Annotated in this window: 18 protein-coding genes; 11 read left to right on the top strand and 7 right to left on the bottom strand. The window is 63.6% G+C overall.

What is annotated here, in order from left to right; all coding sequences use genetic code 11:
* Positions 1–73 precede the first annotated feature (73 nt).
* The 5 genes from nrdR (at position 74) to FAZ21_RS12605 (ending at position 3,271) form a co-directional block, all read left to right on the top strand.
* Positions 74–529 (top strand): transcriptional regulator NrdR, encoded by a 456-nt coding sequence (gene nrdR / locus FAZ21_RS12625; protein ID WP_136773799.1) that lies wholly within the window; start codon positions 74–76, stop codon positions 527–529.
* Positions 526–1,635: a bifunctional diaminohydroxyphosphoribosylaminopyrimidine deaminase/5-amino-6-(5-phosphoribosylamino)uracil reductase RibD gene (gene ribD / locus FAZ21_RS12620; RefSeq protein ID WP_136773798.1), complete on the top strand. Its 1,110-nt coding sequence runs from the start codon at positions 526–528 to the stop codon at positions 1,633–1,635. The genes nrdR and ribD overlap by 4 nt, the downstream gene beginning before the upstream one ends.
* A 291-nt stretch (positions 1,636–1,926) precedes the next feature.
* On the top strand, positions 1,927–2,094 hold the full coding sequence (locus FAZ21_RS12615; protein WP_136773797.1) for a YfgJ family double zinc ribbon protein: 168 nt from the start codon (positions 1,927–1,929) through the stop codon (positions 2,092–2,094).
* Positions 2,094–2,705 carry a riboflavin synthase gene (locus tag FAZ21_RS12610; protein ID WP_136773796.1) on the top strand — a complete coding sequence of 204 codons (612 nt, stop codon included), beginning with the start codon at positions 2,094–2,096 and terminating at the stop codon, positions 2,703–2,705. The genes FAZ21_RS12615 and FAZ21_RS12610 overlap by 1 nt, the downstream gene beginning before the upstream one ends.
* Before the next feature lie 20 nt (positions 2,706–2,725).
* Positions 2,726–3,271, top strand: a complete 546-nt coding sequence (locus tag FAZ21_RS12605) for an AAA family ATPase (protein WP_136773795.1) — start codon at positions 2,726–2,728, stop codon at positions 3,269–3,271.
* A 98-nt stretch (positions 3,272–3,369) separates the two neighbouring features.
* Here FAZ21_RS12605 and FAZ21_RS12600 read toward each other — a convergent pair whose 3' ends face one another.
* A complete protein-coding gene (locus tag FAZ21_RS12600) occupies positions 3,370–4,977 on the bottom strand; it encodes a tetratricopeptide repeat-containing response regulator (RefSeq protein ID WP_136773794.1) in 1,608 nt (535 codons plus the stop codon).
* Positions 4,978–5,125: 148 nt separating this feature from the next.
* Positions 5,126–5,818, bottom strand: a complete 693-nt coding sequence (locus tag FAZ21_RS12595) for a sensor histidine kinase (protein ID WP_211243451.1) — start codon at positions 5,816–5,818, stop codon at positions 5,126–5,128.
* Between the two features lie 177 nt (positions 5,819–5,995).
* Between FAZ21_RS12595 and ribBA the strand changes: the two genes are divergently transcribed.
* The 5 genes from ribBA (at position 5,996) to FAZ21_RS12570 (ending at position 9,630) form a co-directional block, all read left to right on the top strand.
* Complete coding sequence (ribBA, locus tag FAZ21_RS12590) at positions 5,996–7,090, top strand: bifunctional 3,4-dihydroxy-2-butanone-4-phosphate synthase/GTP cyclohydrolase II (RefSeq protein ID WP_136773793.1); 1,095 nt, start codon at positions 5,996–5,998, stop codon at positions 7,088–7,090.
* Positions 7,091–7,181: 91 nt separating this feature from the next.
* Complete coding sequence (gene ribH, locus FAZ21_RS12585; RefSeq protein WP_136773792.1) at positions 7,182–7,655, top strand: 6,7-dimethyl-8-ribityllumazine synthase; 474 nt, start codon at positions 7,182–7,184, stop codon at positions 7,653–7,655.
* Between the two features lie 14 nt (positions 7,656–7,669).
* Entirely contained in the window at positions 7,670–8,161 is a 492-nt protein-coding gene (nusB, locus tag FAZ21_RS12580) for a transcription antitermination factor NusB (RefSeq protein WP_136773791.1), read from the top strand.
* 18 nt (positions 8,162–8,179) lie between these two features.
* Positions 8,180–9,130: a thiamine-phosphate kinase gene (gene thiL / locus FAZ21_RS12575; protein ID WP_136773790.1), complete on the top strand. Its 951-nt coding sequence runs from the start codon at positions 8,180–8,182 to the stop codon at positions 9,128–9,130.
* The gene (locus FAZ21_RS12570; RefSeq protein ID WP_136773789.1) at positions 9,127–9,630 is read left to right on the top strand and encodes a phosphatidylglycerophosphatase A family protein; all 504 of its coding nucleotides are present in this window, start codon (positions 9,127–9,129) and stop codon (positions 9,628–9,630) included. Before thiL ends, FAZ21_RS12570 begins: the two co-directional genes overlap by 4 nt.
* A 78-nt stretch (positions 9,631–9,708) precedes the next feature.
* Here the strand turns inward: FAZ21_RS12570 and FAZ21_RS12565 are convergent, their stop codons facing one another.
* The 5 genes from FAZ21_RS12565 to FAZ21_RS12545 all read right to left on the bottom strand — a co-directional run bounded on the left by FAZ21_RS12565 (position 9,709) and on the right by FAZ21_RS12545 (position 16,593).
* Positions 9,709–9,858: a phage integrase N-terminal SAM-like domain-containing protein gene (locus tag FAZ21_RS12565; RefSeq protein ID WP_373279537.1), complete on the bottom strand. Its 150-nt coding sequence runs from the start codon at positions 9,856–9,858 to the stop codon at positions 9,709–9,711.
* 380 nt (positions 9,859–10,238) lie between these two features.
* Positions 10,239–11,399 (bottom strand): NlpB/DapX family lipoprotein, encoded by a 1,161-nt coding sequence (bamC, locus tag FAZ21_RS12560; RefSeq protein WP_136773787.1) that lies wholly within the window; start codon positions 11,397–11,399, stop codon positions 10,239–10,241.
* 30 nt (positions 11,400–11,429) lie between these two features.
* A complete protein-coding gene (gene dapA / locus FAZ21_RS12555; protein WP_136773786.1) occupies positions 11,430–12,302 on the bottom strand; it encodes a 4-hydroxy-tetrahydrodipicolinate synthase in 873 nt (290 codons plus the stop codon).
* 91 nt (positions 12,303–12,393) lie between these two features.
* Entirely contained in the window at positions 12,394–15,501 is a 3,108-nt protein-coding gene (locus FAZ21_RS12550; protein WP_136773785.1) for an efflux RND transporter permease subunit, read from the bottom strand.
* 3 nt (positions 15,502–15,504) lie between these two features.
* Positions 15,505–16,593 (bottom strand): efflux RND transporter periplasmic adaptor subunit, encoded by a 1,089-nt coding sequence (locus tag FAZ21_RS12545; protein ID WP_169307383.1) that lies wholly within the window; start codon positions 16,591–16,593, stop codon positions 15,505–15,507.
* Between the two features lie 626 nt (positions 16,594–17,219).
* Here FAZ21_RS12545 and nagE point away from each other — a divergent pair.
* Positions 17,220–19,226 carry an N-acetylglucosamine-specific PTS transporter subunit IIBC gene (nagE, locus tag FAZ21_RS12540; RefSeq protein WP_136773783.1) on the top strand — a complete coding sequence of 669 codons (2,007 nt, stop codon included), beginning with the start codon at positions 17,220–17,222 and terminating at the stop codon, positions 19,224–19,226.
* The last annotated feature ends 234 nt before the right edge of the window (positions 19,227–19,460 follow it).

Here is a 19,460-nt window from a genome sequence, read left to right as displayed (position 1 = left end):
TTGCGGCGTCCGATTGTGTTCCGCGGACGCGATTGCTAAGTTAGCCCCCTCGTTTCGCCAGCAGGCTGCACTCATGAAATGTCCGTTCTGCGGTTCCCCCGATACCCAGGTCGTCGATTCGCGCGTGTCGGAAGAAGGCGACACCGTGCGCCGTCGTCGCCGTTGCGCGGTCTGCGACAAGCGCTTCACCACCTACGAGACCGCCGAGGTGCGGTTGCCGCAGGTGGTCAAGCAGAACGGGCAGCGCGTTGATTTCGACCGCGAGAAGATCCGCACCTCCTTTCATCGGGCGCTGCACAAGCGGCCGGTCCCCACCCAGTTGGTGGATGAGGCCATCGCCCGCATCATCCAGAAGGTACTGACCGTGGGCGACCGGGAAATCATGTCGCGCCAGATCGGCGAGATGGTGATCAACGAACTGGCCAAGCTGGACAAGGTGGCCTATATCCGCTTTGCCTCGGTCTATCGCAGCTTCTCGGATGTCGACGATTTCCGCGACGTGATTCGTGAAGTGAGCAAGGACAAATGACGGCCGTGAACGATGCGGCAATGATGCAACGCGCGCTGGTGTTGGCCGCGCGCGGTGCCTGTATCACGTCGCCCAACCCCAGCGTCGGCTGCGTGCTGGTCCGGGACGGTGCCATCGTCGGCGCCGGCCACAGCCAGCAGGCGGGTGGCCCGCATGCCGAGGTGATGGCGTTGCGCGAGGCGGGCGAGGCTGCGCGTGGGGCCACTGCCTATGTCACGCTGGAGCCATGCAGCCACCACGGGCGCACGCCGCCGTGCGCCGACGCGCTGATCGCGGCGGGCGTCGCTCGCGTGGTGGTGGCGCTGACCGATCCCAACCCGCTGGTGGCGGGGCAGGGGCTGGCGCGGCTGGCGGCGGCAGGCATCGAGATTGCCGCCGGGGTGCAGCGTGATACGGCGCTGGAGCATCACAAGGGCTTTCTGTCGCGCATGGTGCGGGGCCGGCCATGGGTACGGCTCAAGCTCGCGGCCAGCCTGGATGGACGCATCGCGTTGCGCAATGGCCAGTCGCAATGGATCACCGGCGCCGAGGCGCGCGCGGACGTGCAACGGCTGCGCGCGCGTTCCTGCGCCATGCTGACCGGCGTGGGCACCATCCTGGCGGATGATGCGCAACTGACGGTGCGCGAGCCGCAAGGCGTGTTCTGGCAAGGCCGCCAACCCTTGCGCGTGGTGGTGGACAGCACGCTGCGCACGCCGCCTGCCGCCCGCTTGCTGCAAACGCCGGGCGTCTTGCTGGTCACCGCGCGCGACAACCCGCGCCGCGCGTTGCTGGAGGCCGAAGGCGCCGAGGTGCTGCTGCTGCCGGGGGTGGATGGCCGGGTCGACTTGGCCGCATTGCTCAGTCACCTGGGCCAGCGTGGCATGAACGAGGTGACGGTGGAGGCGGGCGGTACGCTCGTCGGCGCGCTGTTGCGGCAGAAACTGGCGGACGAGGTGGTGCTGTATCAGGCTCCGGTGTTGATCGGCGATGGGTTGCCGCTGGCCGATTTTTCGCTGGCCAGTCTGTCGCAACGCCTGGCACCGCGCGTGCTGGAGCGGCGCATGGTGGGCGCGGATCAGCGCATCACGCTGCGCTTTACCGAAACCGCCGCCTGGGGCCGCTAGGGCGTGTCATCCAATGTCTCGCGGCAGCGCTGGGCCGAAAAAGCACCAGGCACCAGGCGCACGACGCGGGCAATAACGGGTTATTGGCAAGGAGTGCAACGCAGTGGATGGTGTTTTTTCGGCCCAGCCCTTCGGGTTCGGTGCATTTCGGGCGCCATGCGGCGTCGCAGGCCGCTTGCGGTATCGATGCCGCCGCGCGTCCAGCGCCTTGCACGGCATCCCGAACTGCACCGAACGCTGTCGTGAAACATTGGATGACACGCCCTAGGCCCGGCGACAAGGAGATCGACAATGAGCCAAACCTCTCAACCGCCGCGCTGCCCCGACTGCGATCAGCCGTTGGAAGTGATGAAGGCTTGCGGCGCCACCAGCTTTTTCTGCAATCACTGCAACGAACTCAAATCGTCCCAGCGCGTGCGCGAGCATAACGCGGCGCCGGGCAACCAGGAGCAGCACTGATGTTTACCGGAATCGTCGAAGCCGTCGGCACCATTGAATGCGTCGAACCCTTCGCTGGCGGCGTCCGCCTCACTGTGGCAGCCCCAGGCCTGGACTTCTCCGACATCGCGCTGGGCGACAGCATCACGCATAACGGTGCGTGCATGACGGTGACCGAGTTATTGCCCGATGCGCGTTTCACCATCGACGTCTCGGACGAATCGCTACGCTGTACCGTCGGCCTGGATCGCGAAGGTGGCCGGGTCAACCTGGAAAAGGCGCTGCAGGTGACGGCGCGGCTGGGCGGGCACCTGGTATCGGGGCACGTGGATGGCATCGGCGATGTGGTGCGCTTTGCGCCGGTGGGCGAGAACCGCGAACTGGTGGTGCGCGCACCCGCCACGCTGGCGCGTTATCTGGCGGTCAAGGGCTCGGTGGTGGTCAATGGTGTTTCGCTGACCACCAACGATGTGCGCGACGTGCCCGGAGGCTGCGAATTCTCGATCAATCTGATCCCGCATACGCTGGCCAACACGACCTTGGGCGATCTGGCCGAAGGCGCGCAGGTGAACCTGGAAATCGACCTGATCGCACGTTATGTCGAGCGGATGCTGGCGCTGGAAGCCAACTGACGACGGAGCCAGGCCCAGGAATGAAACGGTCGAGCGTTCACCTGTTTGGCGCGTCGGGGTCCGGCACCACCACGCTGGGCAAGGCGATCTGCCAGGCGCTGGGCTGGAAGCACTTCGATACCGACGACTTCTTCTGGTTCGACACCGATCCTCCCTACACCCAAGAACGCCCCGTCGCGGAACGCCGGCAGGCGCTGGCACATGAGCTGGCGCAGGCTGGGCGCTGGGTGGTAAGCGGCTCGCTATGCGGCTGGGGCGACGTGTTCATTCCCGACTTCGACCTGGCGGTGTTTATCCACTTGCCGCCGCAGGAGCGGATGGCACGGCTTCGGGCTCGTGAGTACGTGCGGTTCGGGGAGGCGATCCGCGAAGGCGGGGCGCTGCATGAACAGAGCCGGGCGTTCTTCGAATGGGCCGCCGCGTACGATACGTCGGATCAAGTAAGCCGGAACCTGCGCAAGCACGAAGCCTGGCTGGCCACCCTGCCGTGCCCTGTGCTGAAACTCACCAATGAGCGATCCATCCAGGAGTCGGTACGACAGATACTGACTGCGATGCGCGAGTAGGCCTGCGTAGCGGTTCTGTCATGGTGGAAAAGGACGGGCCGGCACGGGTGTGCCCGCCCTCTTTTTCCTGGGGCCAGGGTGTGCGGTCAATCAGTGGATCAGCGCTGTTCCAGCTTGTTCAGCGCGTCCATCAATTGCGAGAAGCGCTTTTCGCCCGGCGAGACGCGGTTGGCCTCGCGCAGCGCCTGCCTGCTTTCTTCGATCAATGCCTCGTCCGTGCCGAGTTTCTGTAGATACATCACCGCGACAAAGGCGAAATTGAACAAAACGCGGGCATTGGCGGGCAGTTTGTCCCGTGCGCCCCGCATGGCGGCCAGGGCCTCGGGCAACTTGCCGTCCCGCGCCAGCAGTACGCCACTGTTCATCAGTTCCACCGCTTCGCGGCGGCAGGCCTCCACCAGATTGCTGCCTTCGGCCTTCATGTTGGCGCTGTCGAACACCGCCTGCACCTTGTCGATCAGCAGATTGTCCTCGTGGTTGTTGCGCACCACGTCCTGCAACAACGAGACCGCCTGGTCGCGCTGCCCGGTGGCCAGCATCAGCTCGGCGACCTCCAGGCTGGCCGTGGAATCCGGCCGGGTGGCGCGTTCCTGGAGCATCTGCTTCAGTTCGTTGGCGACGGCGCCCGCCTTGGACAACTGGTTTTCCTGCGTATAGATCATGCCCTCGGCCGACTTGGCGCGCAGCGCCACGTCGTCGTCGCTGAACTGGTGCTGCACGCTCTTCAGCACTTTCAGCGCTTCGTCGCTGCGACTGCTCTTGCTGCATACCTTGGCAAGGCCCAGGTAGGCCTCCGGTGTTTTCAGGATGGAATGCTCGCCGACCGCGATGCTCTTGCGGAACGCGGCGTCGGCGACGTCCAGATCGCCGCGTTGCAGCGCCAGTTCACCCAGGCTTTTCTGTCGCAGCGGGGAGTTCGGCGAGAGCTTGAGCGCGGCCGACAGCGTGGATTCGGCGTGTTCCGCGTCGCCCAGGCGTTGCTGGGTGCGCGCCAGCCAGTCGTAGGCTTCCAGGTAGCCGGGCGCCTGTTCCCGGGAAATCTGGAAATGATCGCGCGCGGCCTCGTACTCGCCCTGCTGGAAACAGATGCGCCCCAGCCCGGTACGTGCCCAGGCGATCTCGCGGTTGGCCAGTACTGTTTCGTACAGCTTCTGCGCGGCGTCGATCTCGCCGGCATCGAGCAGCAGCGAGCCCTTGAGCCGTTGCAGCTCGGAGGCGTTGACGGTGTCGTAGGCCAGGCGTTCGTCGCACAGTGCAATGGCGCGGGTGTACTGCTTGTTGCTCATGGCCTGTGCGATGTCGGCGAAGGCCTGCTTGCGCACCGCGATCTTTTCCAGCCGGCTGAGCAGTAGGTCGGCGGTGATCGGCTTGAGCAGATAGGAATCGGGCTGGTACTCCACGGCGCCCATGATCCAGTCCGAGCTTTTCTCGGCGGTGATCATGATCCAGGTGGTGGCCGGGCCGATCAACTGGCGCAGCTTGGCTTCTTCCAGCAATTGCTGGCCATTCTTGCCCTGGCCCAGGTTGTAGTCGCACAGCACGATGTCGTAGCGGCGTTCCAGCAGGCGTTGCAGGGCCTCCTTGCCGTTGGAGGCCATTTCCACATGGACGGCGCCGCACTCGCGTAGCATGTCGCGCATCAGGTAGCGCATACCCTGAAAATCATCGACGACCAGACAATGGTGGGAAGCGAAATTGGTGGCCATGGTGAGCGTCTTCTATCGAATCAAGGGTTGATGATCGTGCAATCGGGCCGCGCGAGCCGGCGAGGCTTCGTCCTGGCGGCGACGGCGGGTGAACCGGGCGGCGCGACCTGACCGGCGACGGCGTCAGGTCGGCGATCCGCTTTTGGACTCACGGCAGGGTGATGACAAATCGGCCACCGCCCAGTGGGCCGCCGTTTTCCAGACGCAGGCTGCCGATGCGTTCGCGGTTACGGTGCAGTTGTGCCACGTGTTCGGCAAAGTACAGACCCAGGCCGGTGCTGCCGCTGGAGAAATCGACGCCGCTTACCGCCTTGCGGCTGTCCACCAGCATCTGCGGCGGGTAGCCGCGCCCGTTGTCTTCCACGGCCAGCCACAGTTCGTCGTGCTCTACGCCAGCGGCGATGCGCACGGTATCGGTGGTGTAGTTGATGGCGTTGGTTAGCGCCTGACCCAGCACGCCGGCGATGAGATCGGCGTCGAAATGCCAGACCAGATCGTCCGGCACGTCGATGTGCAGCACCACCTTGCTGGCGGAGAGCAGGACGCGATGCTGCATGGCTACTTCCTCGCAGATTTCGGCGGGCTGGCAAGGCTGGGGGTCGAAGGGGTAGAGGCCCTTGCCGAATTTGTACAGCGTCAGCAGGCTGATCAGATTGGCGTTCATCCGGTTCACTTCGTACAGCAGGTGCGAGTACTCGGATTGCGCTTCGGCCGAAATGCCGGTCCAGACTGCTTCGTGCTTGGCCAGCAGGCGTCCCATCAGGCCGAGCGAGTTCTTCATGTCGTGGACGGAGGATGCGAGGATCGTGGCGAGATCCGGCTGCGGGGACGACGGGTTCACTGGAATCACCTCTCTTGTATTTTTGGTGTCTGCGCGCGTGGCTGCTGGGGAGTATAAGCAATCCCGAATGTTCGATATCGCTTTCGCCACGTTGATCTGCAACGGAAATGACCTACAGCAAAGATGCCCATTAGCGGGTATCCTTGCGCTTTATTTTCCAGCTCTTTCATAGCCGCCATGCCGATTGCAGCGATCAAGGACATCATCGCGGATATCCGCGCCGGAAAGATGGTCATCCTGGTGGATGAGGAAGACCGCGAGAACGAAGGCGACGTGATGATCGCCGCCGAATTCGTCACCCCCGAGACGATCAATTTCATGGCCAAGCACGCGCGCGGCCTGATCTGCCTGACGCTCACCGCCGAGCGTTGCAAGCAACTGCAACTGCCGCTGATGGTGGACCAGAACGGCTCCAGCCACGGCACCAATTTCACGGTATCGATCGAAGCGGCCGAAGGCGTGTCCACCGGTATCTCCGCCTACGATCGCGCTCTGACTGTCCAGCGCGCCGTCGCCTTCGACGCCCGCCCCGAAGACATCGTTTCCCCCGGTCATATCTTTCCCTTGCTGGCCCAGCCCGGCGGTGTGCTGGTGCGTGCCGGCCATACCGAGGCCGGTTGCGATCTGGCCATGCTGGCTGGCGTGATGCCCGCCGTCGTCATCTGCGAAGTGATGAACGATGACGGCACCATGGCGCGTTTGCCCGAGCTGATGGAGTTTGCCGCCGAGCACGACCTCAAGGTCGGCACCATCGCCGACCTGATCCAGTATCGCAGCCAGCACGAAACCCTGGTCGAATGCGAAGGGCGTCGCCCGGTGCGCACCTTTGCCGGTGAATTCGAGATGGCCGTGTTCCGCGACAAGATGAGCGACGCCACGCATATCGCCCTGGTGAAGGGCACGCCGACGCCGGATCGCGAAACGCTGGTGCGCGTGCATGAGCCGCTGTCGGTGATGGATTGGCTGGATCTCGATTCCGGTCACCACTCGTGGAGCGTGCGCCAGTCGCTGGAAGCCATCGCCCGCGCCGAGACCGGCGTGATGGTGCTGCTGCACCGCCCCGAGGGCGGGACCGATCTGCTGGCGCGCGCCTTGCCGGAACTGCAACTGGAACAACCCCGCAAGTGGGACCTGCGTACCTACGGTATCGGTGCGCAGATGCTGCGCCACCTGGGCGTCGGCCAGATGAAGCTGCTGTCGCCGGAGCGCAAGATGCCCAGCATGGCCGGCTTTGGCCTGGAAGTGACCGGTTTCGCCACGCCGGAGCAATAACGCGCGCTGGCCGGGCTTCGCATTGCCGATCCCGAGATTTTGATCCATGGCGCCGCCACCACTCGGCGCCTTCCGAGAGTAAAGGAATCCCATGAGTTTCACCCCCAATCGTACGCAAGAGCTGCCGCCGCTGGATGGCAGCGGCTTGTGCATCGGTATCGTCACCTGCCGCTTCAATGAGGACATCTGCAATGCGCTGAACAGCGCCTGTGTCGGCGAACTGCAACGCCTGGGCGTGGCGCCGGAGGCCATCGCCCAGTATCAGGTGCCGGGCGCGCTGGAAGCGCCGCTGGCATTGCAGGCCCTGGCCGGGAGCGGGCGCTTCGATGCGCTGGTGGCGCTGGGGTGCATCATTCGTGGCGACACCTATCATTTCGAACTGGTGGCCAACGAATCGGGGGCCGGTGTGACGCGCGTCGGGCTGGACAGCGGGGTTCCCATCGCCAATGCCATCCTCACCGTCGAGAACGAGGAACAGGCTGTCATCCGCCAGACCGACAAGGGTATCGACGCGGCACGCGTTGCCGTCGAAATGGCCCAGCTTCTCAAATCCCTGCGCGCGTAAGGCAAGGCGACATCATGACCGAAGAAAAGCATATCCCCGTTCCCGCTCCGGCCGCCAAGCCCCGCTCCGCGCGTCGCCGTGCCCGCGAGTTCGCCGTGCAGGGCGTGTACCAGTGGCAACTGACTGGCGATACCGTCCACGGCATCGAGCGTTATCTGAAGGAAAGCAGCCCCGCGTTCAGCCGGGCCGACGAAACGCTGTTCCGCGCCATTTTCTACGGCGTGCTCAAGGACCCGGAGGCGCTGAAGGCCGCGCTGGTGCCGCATATCGATCGCCCCTTCGACGAGGTCAGCCCGGTGGAGGCCGCAGTGCTGTTTACCGCCGCGTTCGAAATTGCCCAGATGCCCGAAACGCCGTATCCGGTCATCGTCAACGAAGCCATCGAACTGGCCAAGACCTTTGGTGGCACCGATGGCCATCGCTTCGTCAACGGGGTGCTCGACAAGCTGGCAGCCGAAGCGCGCCCGGTGGAACTGGAAGCCGTGCGGGCCAAACGCCGCGGTTGAGCCGGACGCTTTGAGCCGATGAATGAATTCGAACTGATCGCCCGTTACTTCAACCGTCCGGCCAAGCGCGCCATTCTGGGCGTCGGTGACGACGCCGCCTTGCTGGCGCCCGAGCCGATCAGGCAACTGGCGGTGTCGGCGGACATGCTGGTCGAGGGGCGCCATTTCTTCCCGGATGTCGATCCGGAGGCGCTGGGCCACAAGGCGCTGGCGGTGAACCTGTCGGATCTGGCCGCCATGGGGGCCGAACCTTCATGGTGCACGCTGTCGCTGGCGCTACCCTGCGTGGATGAGGCGTGGCTGGCGGCGTTTGCGCGCGGTTTCCACGCGCTGGCCGACGAGGCCGGTATCGAACTGGTCGGTGGCGACACCACGCGTGGGCCGCTGACCATCGCGGTCCAGGTGGCTGGCACCGTTCCGGCGGGCCAGGCGCTGCTACGCAGCGGCGGTACGCCGGGCGACGATGTCTGGGTCTCGGGTGCGTTGGGGGCCGCAGCGGCGGCGGTTGCGGTACGCAACGGCGATGCCGCGTTATCCGGTGAAGCGATGGCGGCGTGCCTGTCCAGGCTCGACCGGCCGACGCCGCGTCTCGCGCTGGGGCTGGCGCTACGCGGGATCGCCAGCGCCGCGCTGGATATCTCCGATGGGTTGCTGGCTGACCTGGGCCATATCGGCGAGCGCTCGGCCTGCGGCGCCGAACTGGACTGGGCCGACATTCCCGCGCACCCCGCGCTGGCCGGCTTGCCGGAAGCCGTGCTTCGACAGGCCGTGCTGGCTGGCGGAGACGATTACGAGCTGTGCTTCACCGCCCCCGCGCAGCATCGCTCCCGGTTGCAGGCGTTGTCACAGACGCTGGCGTTGCCCTTATCCCGCATTGGCCGCCTGGTCGGCGGGCAGGGGGTGCGTGTATTCAATGCCGGAGAGCGCATCACTCCGTCGCGCGCCGGCTTCGATCACTTCGCAACATGACGCATCCCGCCACATCGCTGGTCCGGCCGACGCTGCGCTTCATGCTGGCCCACCCCGCGCACTTCATCGCGCTGGGCTTCGGCAGCGGCCTGGCCCGACGCGCGCCCGGCACCTGGGGCACGCTGGCGGCGTTCCCGCTGTATGCGGTGCTGGTTTCGTTCCTGCCGCCGCTGTTCATCGCCGCACTGTGCATACCCGCCTTCGGGCTGGGCTGGTGGGCGGCATCCCGTACGGGGCGCGCGCTGGGCGTGCACGATCACGGTGGCATCGTGGTGGACGAGATCGTCGCCACCTGGCTAGTGCTGGTGATGGTGCCGTTGACCTGGAAAGGCTGGCTGGCCGCATTCGCCGCATTCCGCGTCTTCGATATCCTCAAACCCTGGCCCATCCGCTGGTTCGACCGCAAGGTGCACGGCGGCTTCGGCGTGATGCTGGACGACATCCTGGCCGCTGGCTACGCTATTGCCGTGTTATGGCTGGTGCGGGGCTGGCTGGTCTAGAAGGTTCAGATCCGCAATGAAGTGGGTGGAAAAAACGGGATGCCTGAGCATTCCGTTTTTCGTTCGAGACGCTGCTCATCAATCCACCGTCAGAAAATACAACAGTTCGTGCTGCTCCATTTCCAGCAGATGGTGTAGCCCGCTAAACCTGATAAAGTGCTTCATCCAGTGGATGTAAGCTTTCTCGGTGCGCAGGCTGTATTGGCGATAGCGCAAGCGCTCCCTCACCTGTAGTGGCAAGCGCGGTCCTGGTGTCGCGTCATCACGACCTGTTCAAATACATGGCCAACCTTCCGGCAAAGCGCACCTCTGTGCTTTTGTGCTCCATGGTACATGTAGCACATTGGGTATTCGTCAAATGCAGGGTTATGTGAAGAACCTTAAAAGCAAAGCGCCCGGCTTTGCCGGGCGCTCGCTACGCTTCAACTCACCAACTCAAGCGTGCATTAGCGCAACTGGCTCTCGAGCATAGCGAGGCTCCCTCGCGGCGGCGAGGGCGGGGGGAGTGGAACGAAGCAGGGGAGCCAGTTTCCTGGCATACCTCAAAAGCAAAGCGCCCGGCTTTGCCGGGCGCTCGCTACGCTTCAACTCATCAACTCAAGCGTGCATTAGCGCAACTGGCTCTGTAGCGCCGACAACAGCTTGGCCTGGCTTTCGGCATCCGCTGTTGTGCCATCCTTGCCGGTTACGGTCAGGCGGGTGCCATTCACTTGTTGGGCCACGTGGATTTCGTATTCCGGCAGGACTTTGACCTTCTCCTGCTTGTCGCCATTGCCAAAGCCGATGGACGACCAGAAGCTGCTCTTCTTTTCCTCGCCGATATCGGCTTCGGCGCGGCGGACGAAATACACGCCCTTGCTGCGGTCGCGGTCGTAGACCACGTAGCCGACGCGATCCAGCGCGAGGCCGACGCGACGCCAGGCGCGGTCGAAGGCATCGTCGATGTTCAGCGCGGTGTTGTTGTCCACCAGCGTGGCGCGTGCCTTGGTCTGCTTGGGCGGGTTGACCACGGCTTGTGCCTGTTGCTCGGTCATGCCCAGGCGTTGCAGCATCAACGCCAGCATTTCGGCTTCCAGCTCCGGATCGGTGGGGCGCGGGGTCCACACGGTTTTCGTTTCGTTGCTGGTGGTGCTGACCTTGGCCTCGGTCGAGCCATCCGCGAAGACTTCGGTCATGCCGCGGTGCGAGACATAGATTTCGGTCGTACCCGGCGTGGCGCCCGGTTCGATACGGGTGCGGAACTTGTCCAGCTCGCCGGTACTGATGAACTGGTCGGCCACCTTGCGCAGCAGCTTGGTTACCCAGTCCTGCGGCAGGTTGGCACGATTTTCCAGCCAGTCCGTTTCCATCACGCCGATCGACGGATTGTCGATGGCGAGCAGGAAGCCGTTATCCAGCCAGAATTCGCGGATTTCCGGCCAGATCTTGGCCGGATCGCCCTGGACCACCAGCCAACGCTGGCCGCCGGCCTGGACCAGCCGTGCCTTGGCATTCACTGCCGTTTCGGTGACCACGGGTTGTTCGGCGGTGGCGCTGGCACTCTTGACCACCGGTGCGGGCGCTTCGCCCACCACGGTGCGGCTCGGCATGCTGTAGCCGGCGGTATTGGCCGGCGCGGTCAGATCGGGCGGGACTTCGAGGTTGTTCTTGGAGACGTTGTCGCTACCGGAGCGATAGTCGACCTTACGCTGCAACAGGAGGTCGTCGGAACTGCATGCGCCGAGCGCAACGGCCACCAACACGATGAGCAAACGGGGATTCAAGTTCATTGACAGGATTCGATTCGCTAGTGGTAACGCTTACACGCCGGCCATTTGCATGGCCTGACGCACGACGGTTTGGGCGCCGCCGGATAGGCGGGTGAGCGGCAGGCGGATGCCGCTGCCGATACGGCCCATTTCTTCGAGTGCCCACTTCACCGGGATCGGGTTGGCTTCAACGAAAAGGTGCTTGTGCAGACCCTGTAACGAGTCATTCAGTTCACGTGCTTCGACGATGCGCCCATCAAGGGCGGCGGCGCACATCGCCTGCATGCGGCGGGGCGCGACATTGGCGGTGACGGAAATCACACCATGGCCGCCCACCAGCAGGAAGGGCAGGGTGGATGCGTCGTCTCCGCTGTAGAGCAGGAAATCCTTGGGGGCGCGTTTGACCAGATCGGCTGCGCGCTCCATGTTGCCGGTCGCATCCTTGATGCCGATGATGCCGGGCAGTTCGGCAAGGCGCAGGATCGTGTCGTTACCCAGGTCGGTGATGGTGCGGCCAGGTACGTTGTAGAGCAGCGTGGGCAGCTCGGTCGATTCTGCGATGGCCTTGTAGTGCTGGAACAGGCCTTCTTGCGTGGGCTTGTTGTAATAGGGGACGACCGATAACCCATAGCTGGCGCCGACCTGTGCGGCGCGGCGGCTGAGGTGGATGGCTTCGCGCGTGGAGTTGGCGCCAGTGCCGGCGATGACGGGCACGCGACCCGCGGCCTGTTCCACGACGACCCGGATGATCTCGACGTGTTCGTCGACATCGACCGTGGGCGATTCGCCGGTGGTTCCTACCGCGACGATGCCTTGCGTGCCTTCGGCGACATGCCAGTCCACCAGTTTTCGCAAACGGTCGAAGTCCAGGCTACCGTCTTCGAACATCGGGGTGACGATTGCCACCAGGCTACCTGTCAGCATGTGCCGCTTACCTGTCGGAAATAGTGATACGAAGTGGGGCATTCTAACCGAAGCGAGTTGCCCCGTGGAACCACGTTTCCGCCGGAAATCGTCACGGCTGTTCTTGCCGGAAGCCTGTCTTGCGGATCAGCCAGTTGCCCAGGTCGTCCAGCCAGCTGAATACCACCGGCACCACCACCAGCGTGAGCAGTGTGGAGGTGATCACGCCGCCGATGATCGCATGCGCCATCGGTGCTCGCTGTTCCGCGCCTTCGCCGATGGCCAGTGCCAGCGGCAGCATGCCCATCACCATCGCGGCGGTGGTCATCAGGATCGGGCGTAGCCGCTCCCGGCCGGCCTCGGCGATGGCTTCGGCGCGCGCCATGCCTTGTCGGCGCAGATGGTTGACGAAGTCGACCAACAGGATGGCGTTCTTGGTGACCAGCCCCATCAGCATGATCACGCCGATGATGGAAAAGATGTTCAGCGTGCTTCGCGTCAGTAGTAGTGCGAGCAATACGCCGACCAGCGAGAGCGGTAGCGAGGTCATGATCGCCAGCGGTTGCAGGAAGTGGCCGAATTGCGAGGCCAGGATCATGTAGATGAAGACCACGCCCAGCAGCAGGGCGGCGACGGCGTAGCCAGCCGATTCGGCCATGTCCTTGGCATCGCCCGCCGTCACGAAGCGATAACCGGGTGGCAGGCGAAAATCGGCCTGCAATTTGTCGATCTGCTGTTGCACCTCGCCGGTGGTCTTGCCGGCGACGTTGGCGGTGATGTTCACCTCGCGGAACAGGTTGCGACGGCTGATCTGCACCGGCGTGGTCGATTCCTCGACATGCGCCAGTTCCGCCAGCGGGATCATCAGCGGCGCGCCCTGGGCATTGAGCTGGCTGCTGGCCAGGTACAGTTCGTCCAGCGCGGCGCCGCTGTCACGGGCCTGCCGTTCCAGGCGGACATTGACGTCGTAGTTCTCGCCATCCGGTGCCTGCCAGGTGCTGGTGGCGTCGCCGGCCACCAGCGGCCGCAATGCGTCTCCGATCTGGGCCGGGGTGAAGCCCAGGCTGGCCGCGCGTTCCCGGTTGATTTCCACATCCAGCGCCGGCTTGGGTGCCTTCATCGAGGAATCGACATCGACCACGCCATTGATTTTTGCGAGACGTTCGGTGAACTGCGCCGACAGCTTGGCCAGTTCACCCAGGTCGGAGCCTTGCAGGGATATCTGGATCGGCTTGCCGTCCGGGCCGCCGCCGCCCAATGGGGCCAGCGACTGGATTTCGATGCCGGCAATACGCGAGATCGATTCGCGGAACAGCGGAAGCAATACGTCCTGGCTGCGCTTGCGCTCCTTCTTCGGCGTGAGGAAGATCATCATCGACCCACTCTGCTTGCCCTGCGATTGCCCGGTATTCACCGTGACATAGGTTTCGCGCACTTCGGGATAGCGGCGCAACACCGTTTCGATCTGTCGGGCCTTGGCGGCGGTGTAGTCCAGGTTGGAGCCGACCGGCGTGGAGAAGGTCAGCGACAGCCGCGACATGTCCGCCTTGGGGACGAACTCGCTGCCGATGAAGCGTGCCAGCGCAAACGCGACCACCAGACTGGCGATGGCGAGGGCAATGACGGCCAGCCGATGTCCCAGGCTCCAGCGGATCAGTTTGCTATAGGTGTCTGCCAGCCAGCCCATGCCGTCTTCGAACTTGTCGAGCAGGCGTCCCAGCGGGCGCTTGCCGCCGTGGACGTGCGGGTCTGGCCAGACCGAGGACAGCATCGGGTCCAGCGTGAACGAGACGAACATCGAGATCAGCACTGCCGCGCAGACGGTCAGGCCGAACTGGTGGAAGAACTGGCCGATGATGCCGCCCATGAAGCCCACTGGCAGGAACACGGCGACGATGGTGGATGTAGTGGCCAGTACCGCCAGACCGATCTCGGCGGTGCCGTCCAGCGCGGCCTGGGTGTGGTTCTTGCCCATCGCGGCGTGGCGTACGATGTTCTCCCGCACCACGATGGCGTCGTCGATCAGCAGACCGATGCATAACGATAGCGCCATCATCGTCATGACGTTGACGGTAAAGCCGCCCAGGTAGACCACGAAGAACGTCCCGATCAGTGCCACGGGCAGCGTCAGGCCGGTGATCACGGTGGAGCGCCACGAGCCGAGAAACAGGAAGACGATGCCGACGGTGAGCAGCGCGCCTTCCAGCAAGGTGGTGCGCACATCCCGCAGTGAATTGCGGATGCCTTCGGAGTTGTCGTACAGCACCGATAGCCTGACGCCGGTGCTGGCGAGTTCGCGGTTCAGCTCGGCCATGGTGGCTTCGACGCGATCGGCGACCGCCACGGTATTCGCCTTGTTCACCTTCATCAGGTTCAGCGTGATGGCGCGCTGGCCGTTTACCAGGGCCAGCGACTCTTCCTCGGCCTGGCTGTCTTCCACGGTGGCGACGTCGCTGAGGTAGATCGGTGCGCCATTGCGCCACGCCACGACCAGGCGCTGGAAATCGGCCGGTGTCTTGAGGCGGCCGCGTATCTGCACCACCTGCTCCTGCCGCGTGGTTTCGATGGTGCCGATCGGTACTTCGGCATTCTGCGCACGCACCGCGTTCATGACTTCGTTGACGCCCAGCTTGAGCGCGGCCAGCCGCTCGGGGCGAATCTTGATGTTCACCTGCCGCGCCACGCCACCGACGAGTTCCGCCTGCCCGACACCGGGAATGGTCTCGAAGCGCTTTTTGATCACCTGGTCCGCCAGACTGGTCATCTCGCGCGGGGTGAGCCGTTCGCTGCGGATCGCCAGCGACAGGATGGGCTGGTCGTCCGGGCTGAAGCGGGTGATGACGGGGTCTTTCACTTCATCGCGAAACCCTGGCGTGACGGCGGCAACCTTCTCGCGTACGTTCTGCACCGCGATTTCCGGGTCGATCGACAGTTCGAACTCCGCCACCACGACCGACAGGCCCTGATAGGTATAGGAATAAAGCGTCTTCAGGCCACTGACCGTATTGATGCCTTCTTCCAGGCGTTTGGTGACGTCGCTCTCGACGATTTCCGGCGACGCGCCGGGATAGCTGGTACTGATGACGACGACCGGGAACTTCACGTCCGGAAACTCTTCCACCGGCAAGCGCGTCAGCGAAAACAGGCCGAGCACCAGCAGCGACAGCATCATCATCGTGGCAAACACTGGGTTGTGAATGCTGATCCGCGTGAACCACATGGGTCAGTTCCCCTGTCTGGCGGTAGGCAGCTTGACCGCGGTTCCCGCGGTCAACGCGATATTGCTGGCCAGTACCTTGCTGCCGACCGCAGGGCCGGAGACGATCTCGGCCTGGCCACGGCGCAGGTCGGTGGCCCCCACCTGGACCGGACGCCGGACCAGCTTGCCCGCTTCGATGGCCAGGACATAAGCGGCGCTACCGTCGCCGTGGACGGCGGCAAGCGGCAGGCTGGGCACGCCCTTGCGGCCTTCGACCAGCACGGTGCCCTTGGCGAACAGGCCGCTGCGCAATTCGCCATCGGTATTCGGTACCCGGATATAGATGGAGATGGTCTTGCTGGTTTCGTCCACCGTGGGGTTGATGCGGATGATGGTGCCGCTGAATGCGCGCCGATAACCTTCCACGTTGAAGTCCACCGCCTGGCCCACGCGTACATCGGCAATGCGGGTGGATGGCACGGCCGCCACCAGCTCCAGTTCGGTCAGGTCCACCAGCGTGAACAACTGGCTGTTGATTCCCACATGCTGGCCGGGCTCCACCAGGCGCTGCGCCAGCGTGCCGGTAAACGGTGCGCGGACCGTGCCGTTTTCCACTGCCTGCTGCGCTACCCCCAGTTGCGCCATGCTGGCGCGCTCATCCGCCAGGGCGGTCTGCAACTGGCTCTGGGTATTGTCGAAGGCATTCTTGGAAATGAAGTTCTGTGCCAGAAGGTCGGCATTGCGTTTGGCGAGCTTGCGGTTGTAATCGAGCAACTCCCGGCTTTTCTCCAGTTGTGCCTGTGCCACGGCGACCTGTCGTTGCAGGTTGGCGGTATCGAAGCGTGCCAGTATCTGTCCGCTGGTGACCTGGGCGCCGGGGCGTACTTCCACGCTGGCGATCTTGCCTTCCACCTGGGCGGTCAGCGTGGTCTGCTGGATGGCGTTCAAGGTGCCGGTCAAGGCCAGGGTGTTGTCGATGTCGCCCGCGGTGATCGTGGCGACGTCTTCCGGGGCGAGCTCGATTGCCGCAGGCTGTGTCGGCGCCGCTGCCGGTGCTTCGCGGTCGCGCTTGACGAAAGCAAACGCGATCGCGGCCGCGATGACGACTACCACAACCACAAGAAGGAGAGGACGTACGCGCATGATGGGGGACAGTATGGAGAAAGGGCTCGCGGCATTCTACCCAAGGGCAGGACGTACGGCGTGTGCGTAGTTGCGATAGCGCCCCAAGCGCCGACAATGCGCCATGATTCTCGCACTTACCCGTAATGGGTAGCGTCCGGCTTTGCCCGGACTGGCTATTCTGCTTGGTTATGAGGTGATTGCTTCTACGTCTCGGCGGATTTGCGCCAGCGCAAAAATCAGCATTTGCTGTCATGCCATTCTTCGGCCACACACTTTTCGATTCCGGAAAAGTGGAAAGCAAATGTGGAGGTCCGGGCATGAAGCAGACAGGTGTCGCGTGATCGTCAGCTTTCATTGCACCGTGTTTGGGCCGGTGGAATAATCCGCCGAGGTTTACATGTCCCCCATCACTGTTTACAAAGGCAGGGGTGCAACCAAACCTATCCATTACCAAAAGTCAGACAGGAGGCAACGATGAACTTGCTGGGCGGCTTGAAATGCTGGTCAAAAAGGGGGCGCCCGAAATTGCGCTTTGTCGATGTACTCGAGCTCCAGGCCCTTGGGCACTGAGAACTCCTGGTCTATGGCGTCAACGCACAATGAGAGGTGAGTAAGTGAACATTCTCGGATATTTGCAAAAGATCGGCCGAGCGCTGATGGTCCCGGTGGCCACGCTGCCGGCCGCTGCCGTCCTGATGGGTATTGGTTACTGGATCGACCCGAATGGCTGGGGTTCGAACAGCGCCGTGGCCGCCTTCCTGATCAAATCGGGTGGCGCGATCATCGACAACATGTCGATCCTGTTCGCGGTGGGTGTGGCCTACGGGATGTCGAAGGACAAGGACGGCGCCGCCGCGCTGGCTGGTCTGGTCGGTTACTACGTGCTGACCACCCTGTGCTCGCCGGCCGCCGTGTCGATGATCCAGGGCATTCCCGCTGAGCAGGTGCCTGCGGCCTTCGGCAAGATCAACAACCAGTTCGTGGGTATTCTGACTGGTGTGATCTCCGCGGAGCTGTACAACCGCTTCAGCCACGTGGAACTGCCCAAGGCACTGGCATTCTTCAGCGGTCGTCGCCTGGTGCCGATTGTCACGTCCTTCGTGATGATCGTGGTTGCCTTCGTGATGATGGTTGCCTGGCCGGTGATCTACAACGCGCTGGTTCACTTCGGCGAAAGCATCAAGGATCTTGGGCCGGTGGGGGCGGGTATCTATGCCTTCTTCAACCGCCTGCTGATTCCGATCGGTCTGCACCACGCCCTGAACTCCGTGTTCTGGTTCGACGTGGCTGGCATCAACGACATCCCGAACTTCCTGGGCGGCGCCAAGTCGCTGGCTGAAGGCAAGGCGGTGATCGGTGTGACCGGTATGTACCAAGCCGGCTTCTTCCCGATCATGATGTTCGGTCTGCCTGGCGCAGCCCTGGCCATCTACCATTCGGCCAAGCCGCAACACAAGGCTCGCGTGGCATCGATCATGATCGCCGCGGCCTTTGCCTCGTTCTTCACCGGTATTACCGAACCGCTCGAGTTCTCGTTCATGTTCGTGGCACCGATTCTCTACGTGCTGCACGCTTTCATGACCGGTATCTCGGTATTCATTGCTGCGTCGATGCAATGGATCGCGGGCTTCGGCTTCAGCGCCGGTCTGGTCGACATGGTGTTGTCGTCGCGTAACCCGCTGGCGCACGAGTGGTACATGCTGATCGTGCAGGGCATCGTGTTCTCGGGTATCTACTACTTCGTGTTCCGCGCCGCCATCCGCGCCTTCAACCTGAAGACGCCGGGCCGTGAGGACGACGAGGAACTGGCTGCCCCCGCCGCAGGTGCTGCGCCGGTTTCCAGCGATGTGGATAGCCTGGCGCGTGGTTACCTGAACGTGATCGGTGGCTCCGCCAACCTGGAAAACATCGATGCGTGCATCACCCGCCTGCGTCTGACCGTGGCGGATACCGCCAAGGTGAGCGAAGCGGAAGCCAAGCGTCTGGGTGCTTCTGGCGTGATCAAGCTGAACACCAAGAACGTGCAGATCATCGTTGGCCCGCGTGCCGAGCTGATCGCCGCTGCAATGCGTAACGTGTTGAGTGGCGTGGGTGGTGCTGCCAAGCCGGTGGTCGAGGCGGTGAAGCCCGCAGCGGCGCCTGTCGCTGCCGCTGCAGCCGGTGATCTGGTACTGGTCGCCCCGGTGACCGGTGAAGTGGTGGCGCTGGATCAGGTGCCCGATGCCGCGTTTGCCAGCAAGGCAGTCGGCGATGGCCTGGCCATCCGCCCGACCGGCAAGCTGGTGGTGGCGCCGGTGGACGGCACGATCGCCAAGATCTTCAACAGCAACCACGCGTTTGCCCTGGTGGCTGATAACGGTGCGGAAATCATCGTCCACATCGGTATCGAAACCGTGAAGCTGGGCGGCCAAGGGTTCAAGCGCCTGGCTGAACAAGGTGCGCGTGTGAAGGCTGGCGATCCGGTCCTGGAACTGGATCTGGATTACCTGGCTGCGCATGCCCAGTCGCTGGTGAGCCCGGTGGTGGTCAGCAATGTCGACCAGTATGCCGGTGTGACCAACCTGGTCAGCGGTCAGGTCCAGGCGGGCCAGACTCCGCTGTACACGCTGAAGGCCAAGTAAGTCCCGAGCCGACCTGGTCGGCTCCCGCGTGATGTTGTTGATCACGCCTCAAAACCCCTGCCTTGATGGCAGGGGTTTTGTTTTGGTGTCGTAGCGTCTGTGTATGACATCAGGGGCTGGCCCGAAGGCCGGGCCATTCCATGCGATGGTGCCTTGAACAGGGTGGGATCGCAGGCTGCCCATCAAGGAAGCCCAGGGCTGTCATGGTCGGCCAGGAGCTGGAGGGGTAAGCCA

Source organism: Chitiniphilus eburneus (assembly GCF_005048205.1).
GTDB classification, from domain to species: Bacteria; Pseudomonadota; Gammaproteobacteria; order Burkholderiales; family Chitinibacteraceae; genus Chitiniphilus; species Chitiniphilus eburneus.
Note: the sequence above shows the minus strand (reverse complement) of the source record. Positions and strands in the feature narration are given on the sequence as shown.

What these genes read in the sequence shown, in the direction of transcription:
- nrdR (WP_136773799.1), top strand. Translation starts at nt 74, where the DNA reads ATGAAATGTCCGTTCTGCGGTTCCCCCGATACCCAGGTCGTCGATTCG.
- ribD (WP_136773798.1), top strand. Translation starts at nt 526, where the DNA reads ATGACGGCCGTGAACGATGCGGCAATGATGCAACGCGCGCTGGTGTTG.
- FAZ21_RS12615 (WP_136773797.1), top strand. Translation starts at nt 1,927, where the DNA reads ATGAGCCAAACCTCTCAACCGCCGCGCTGCCCCGACTGCGATCAGCCG.
- FAZ21_RS12610 (WP_136773796.1), top strand. Translation starts at nt 2,094, where the DNA reads ATGTTTACCGGAATCGTCGAAGCCGTCGGCACCATTGAATGCGTCGAA.
- FAZ21_RS12605 (WP_136773795.1), top strand. Translation starts at nt 2,726, where the DNA reads ATGAAACGGTCGAGCGTTCACCTGTTTGGCGCGTCGGGGTCCGGCACC.
- FAZ21_RS12600 (WP_136773794.1), bottom strand. Translation starts at nt 4,977, where the DNA reads ATGGCCACCAATTTCGCTTCCCACCATTGTCTGGTCGTCGATGATTTT.
- ribBA (WP_136773793.1), top strand. Translation starts at nt 5,996, where the DNA reads ATGCCGATTGCAGCGATCAAGGACATCATCGCGGATATCCGCGCCGGA.
- ribH (WP_136773792.1), top strand. Translation starts at nt 7,182, where the DNA reads ATGAGTTTCACCCCCAATCGTACGCAAGAGCTGCCGCCGCTGGATGGC.
- nusB (WP_136773791.1), top strand. Translation starts at nt 7,670, where the DNA reads ATGACCGAAGAAAAGCATATCCCCGTTCCCGCTCCGGCCGCCAAGCCC.
- thiL (WP_136773790.1), top strand. Translation starts at nt 8,180, where the DNA reads ATGAATGAATTCGAACTGATCGCCCGTTACTTCAACCGTCCGGCCAAG.
- FAZ21_RS12570 (WP_136773789.1), top strand. Translation starts at nt 9,127, where the DNA reads ATGACGCATCCCGCCACATCGCTGGTCCGGCCGACGCTGCGCTTCATG.
- bamC (WP_136773787.1), bottom strand. Translation starts at nt 11,399, where the DNA reads ATGAACTTGAATCCCCGTTTGCTCATCGTGTTGGTGGCCGTTGCGCTC.
- dapA (WP_136773786.1), bottom strand. Translation starts at nt 12,302, where the DNA reads ATGCTGACAGGTAGCCTGGTGGCAATCGTCACCCCGATGTTCGAAGAC.
- FAZ21_RS12550 (WP_136773785.1), bottom strand. Translation starts at nt 15,501, where the DNA reads ATGTGGTTCACGCGGATCAGCATTCACAACCCAGTGTTTGCCACGATG.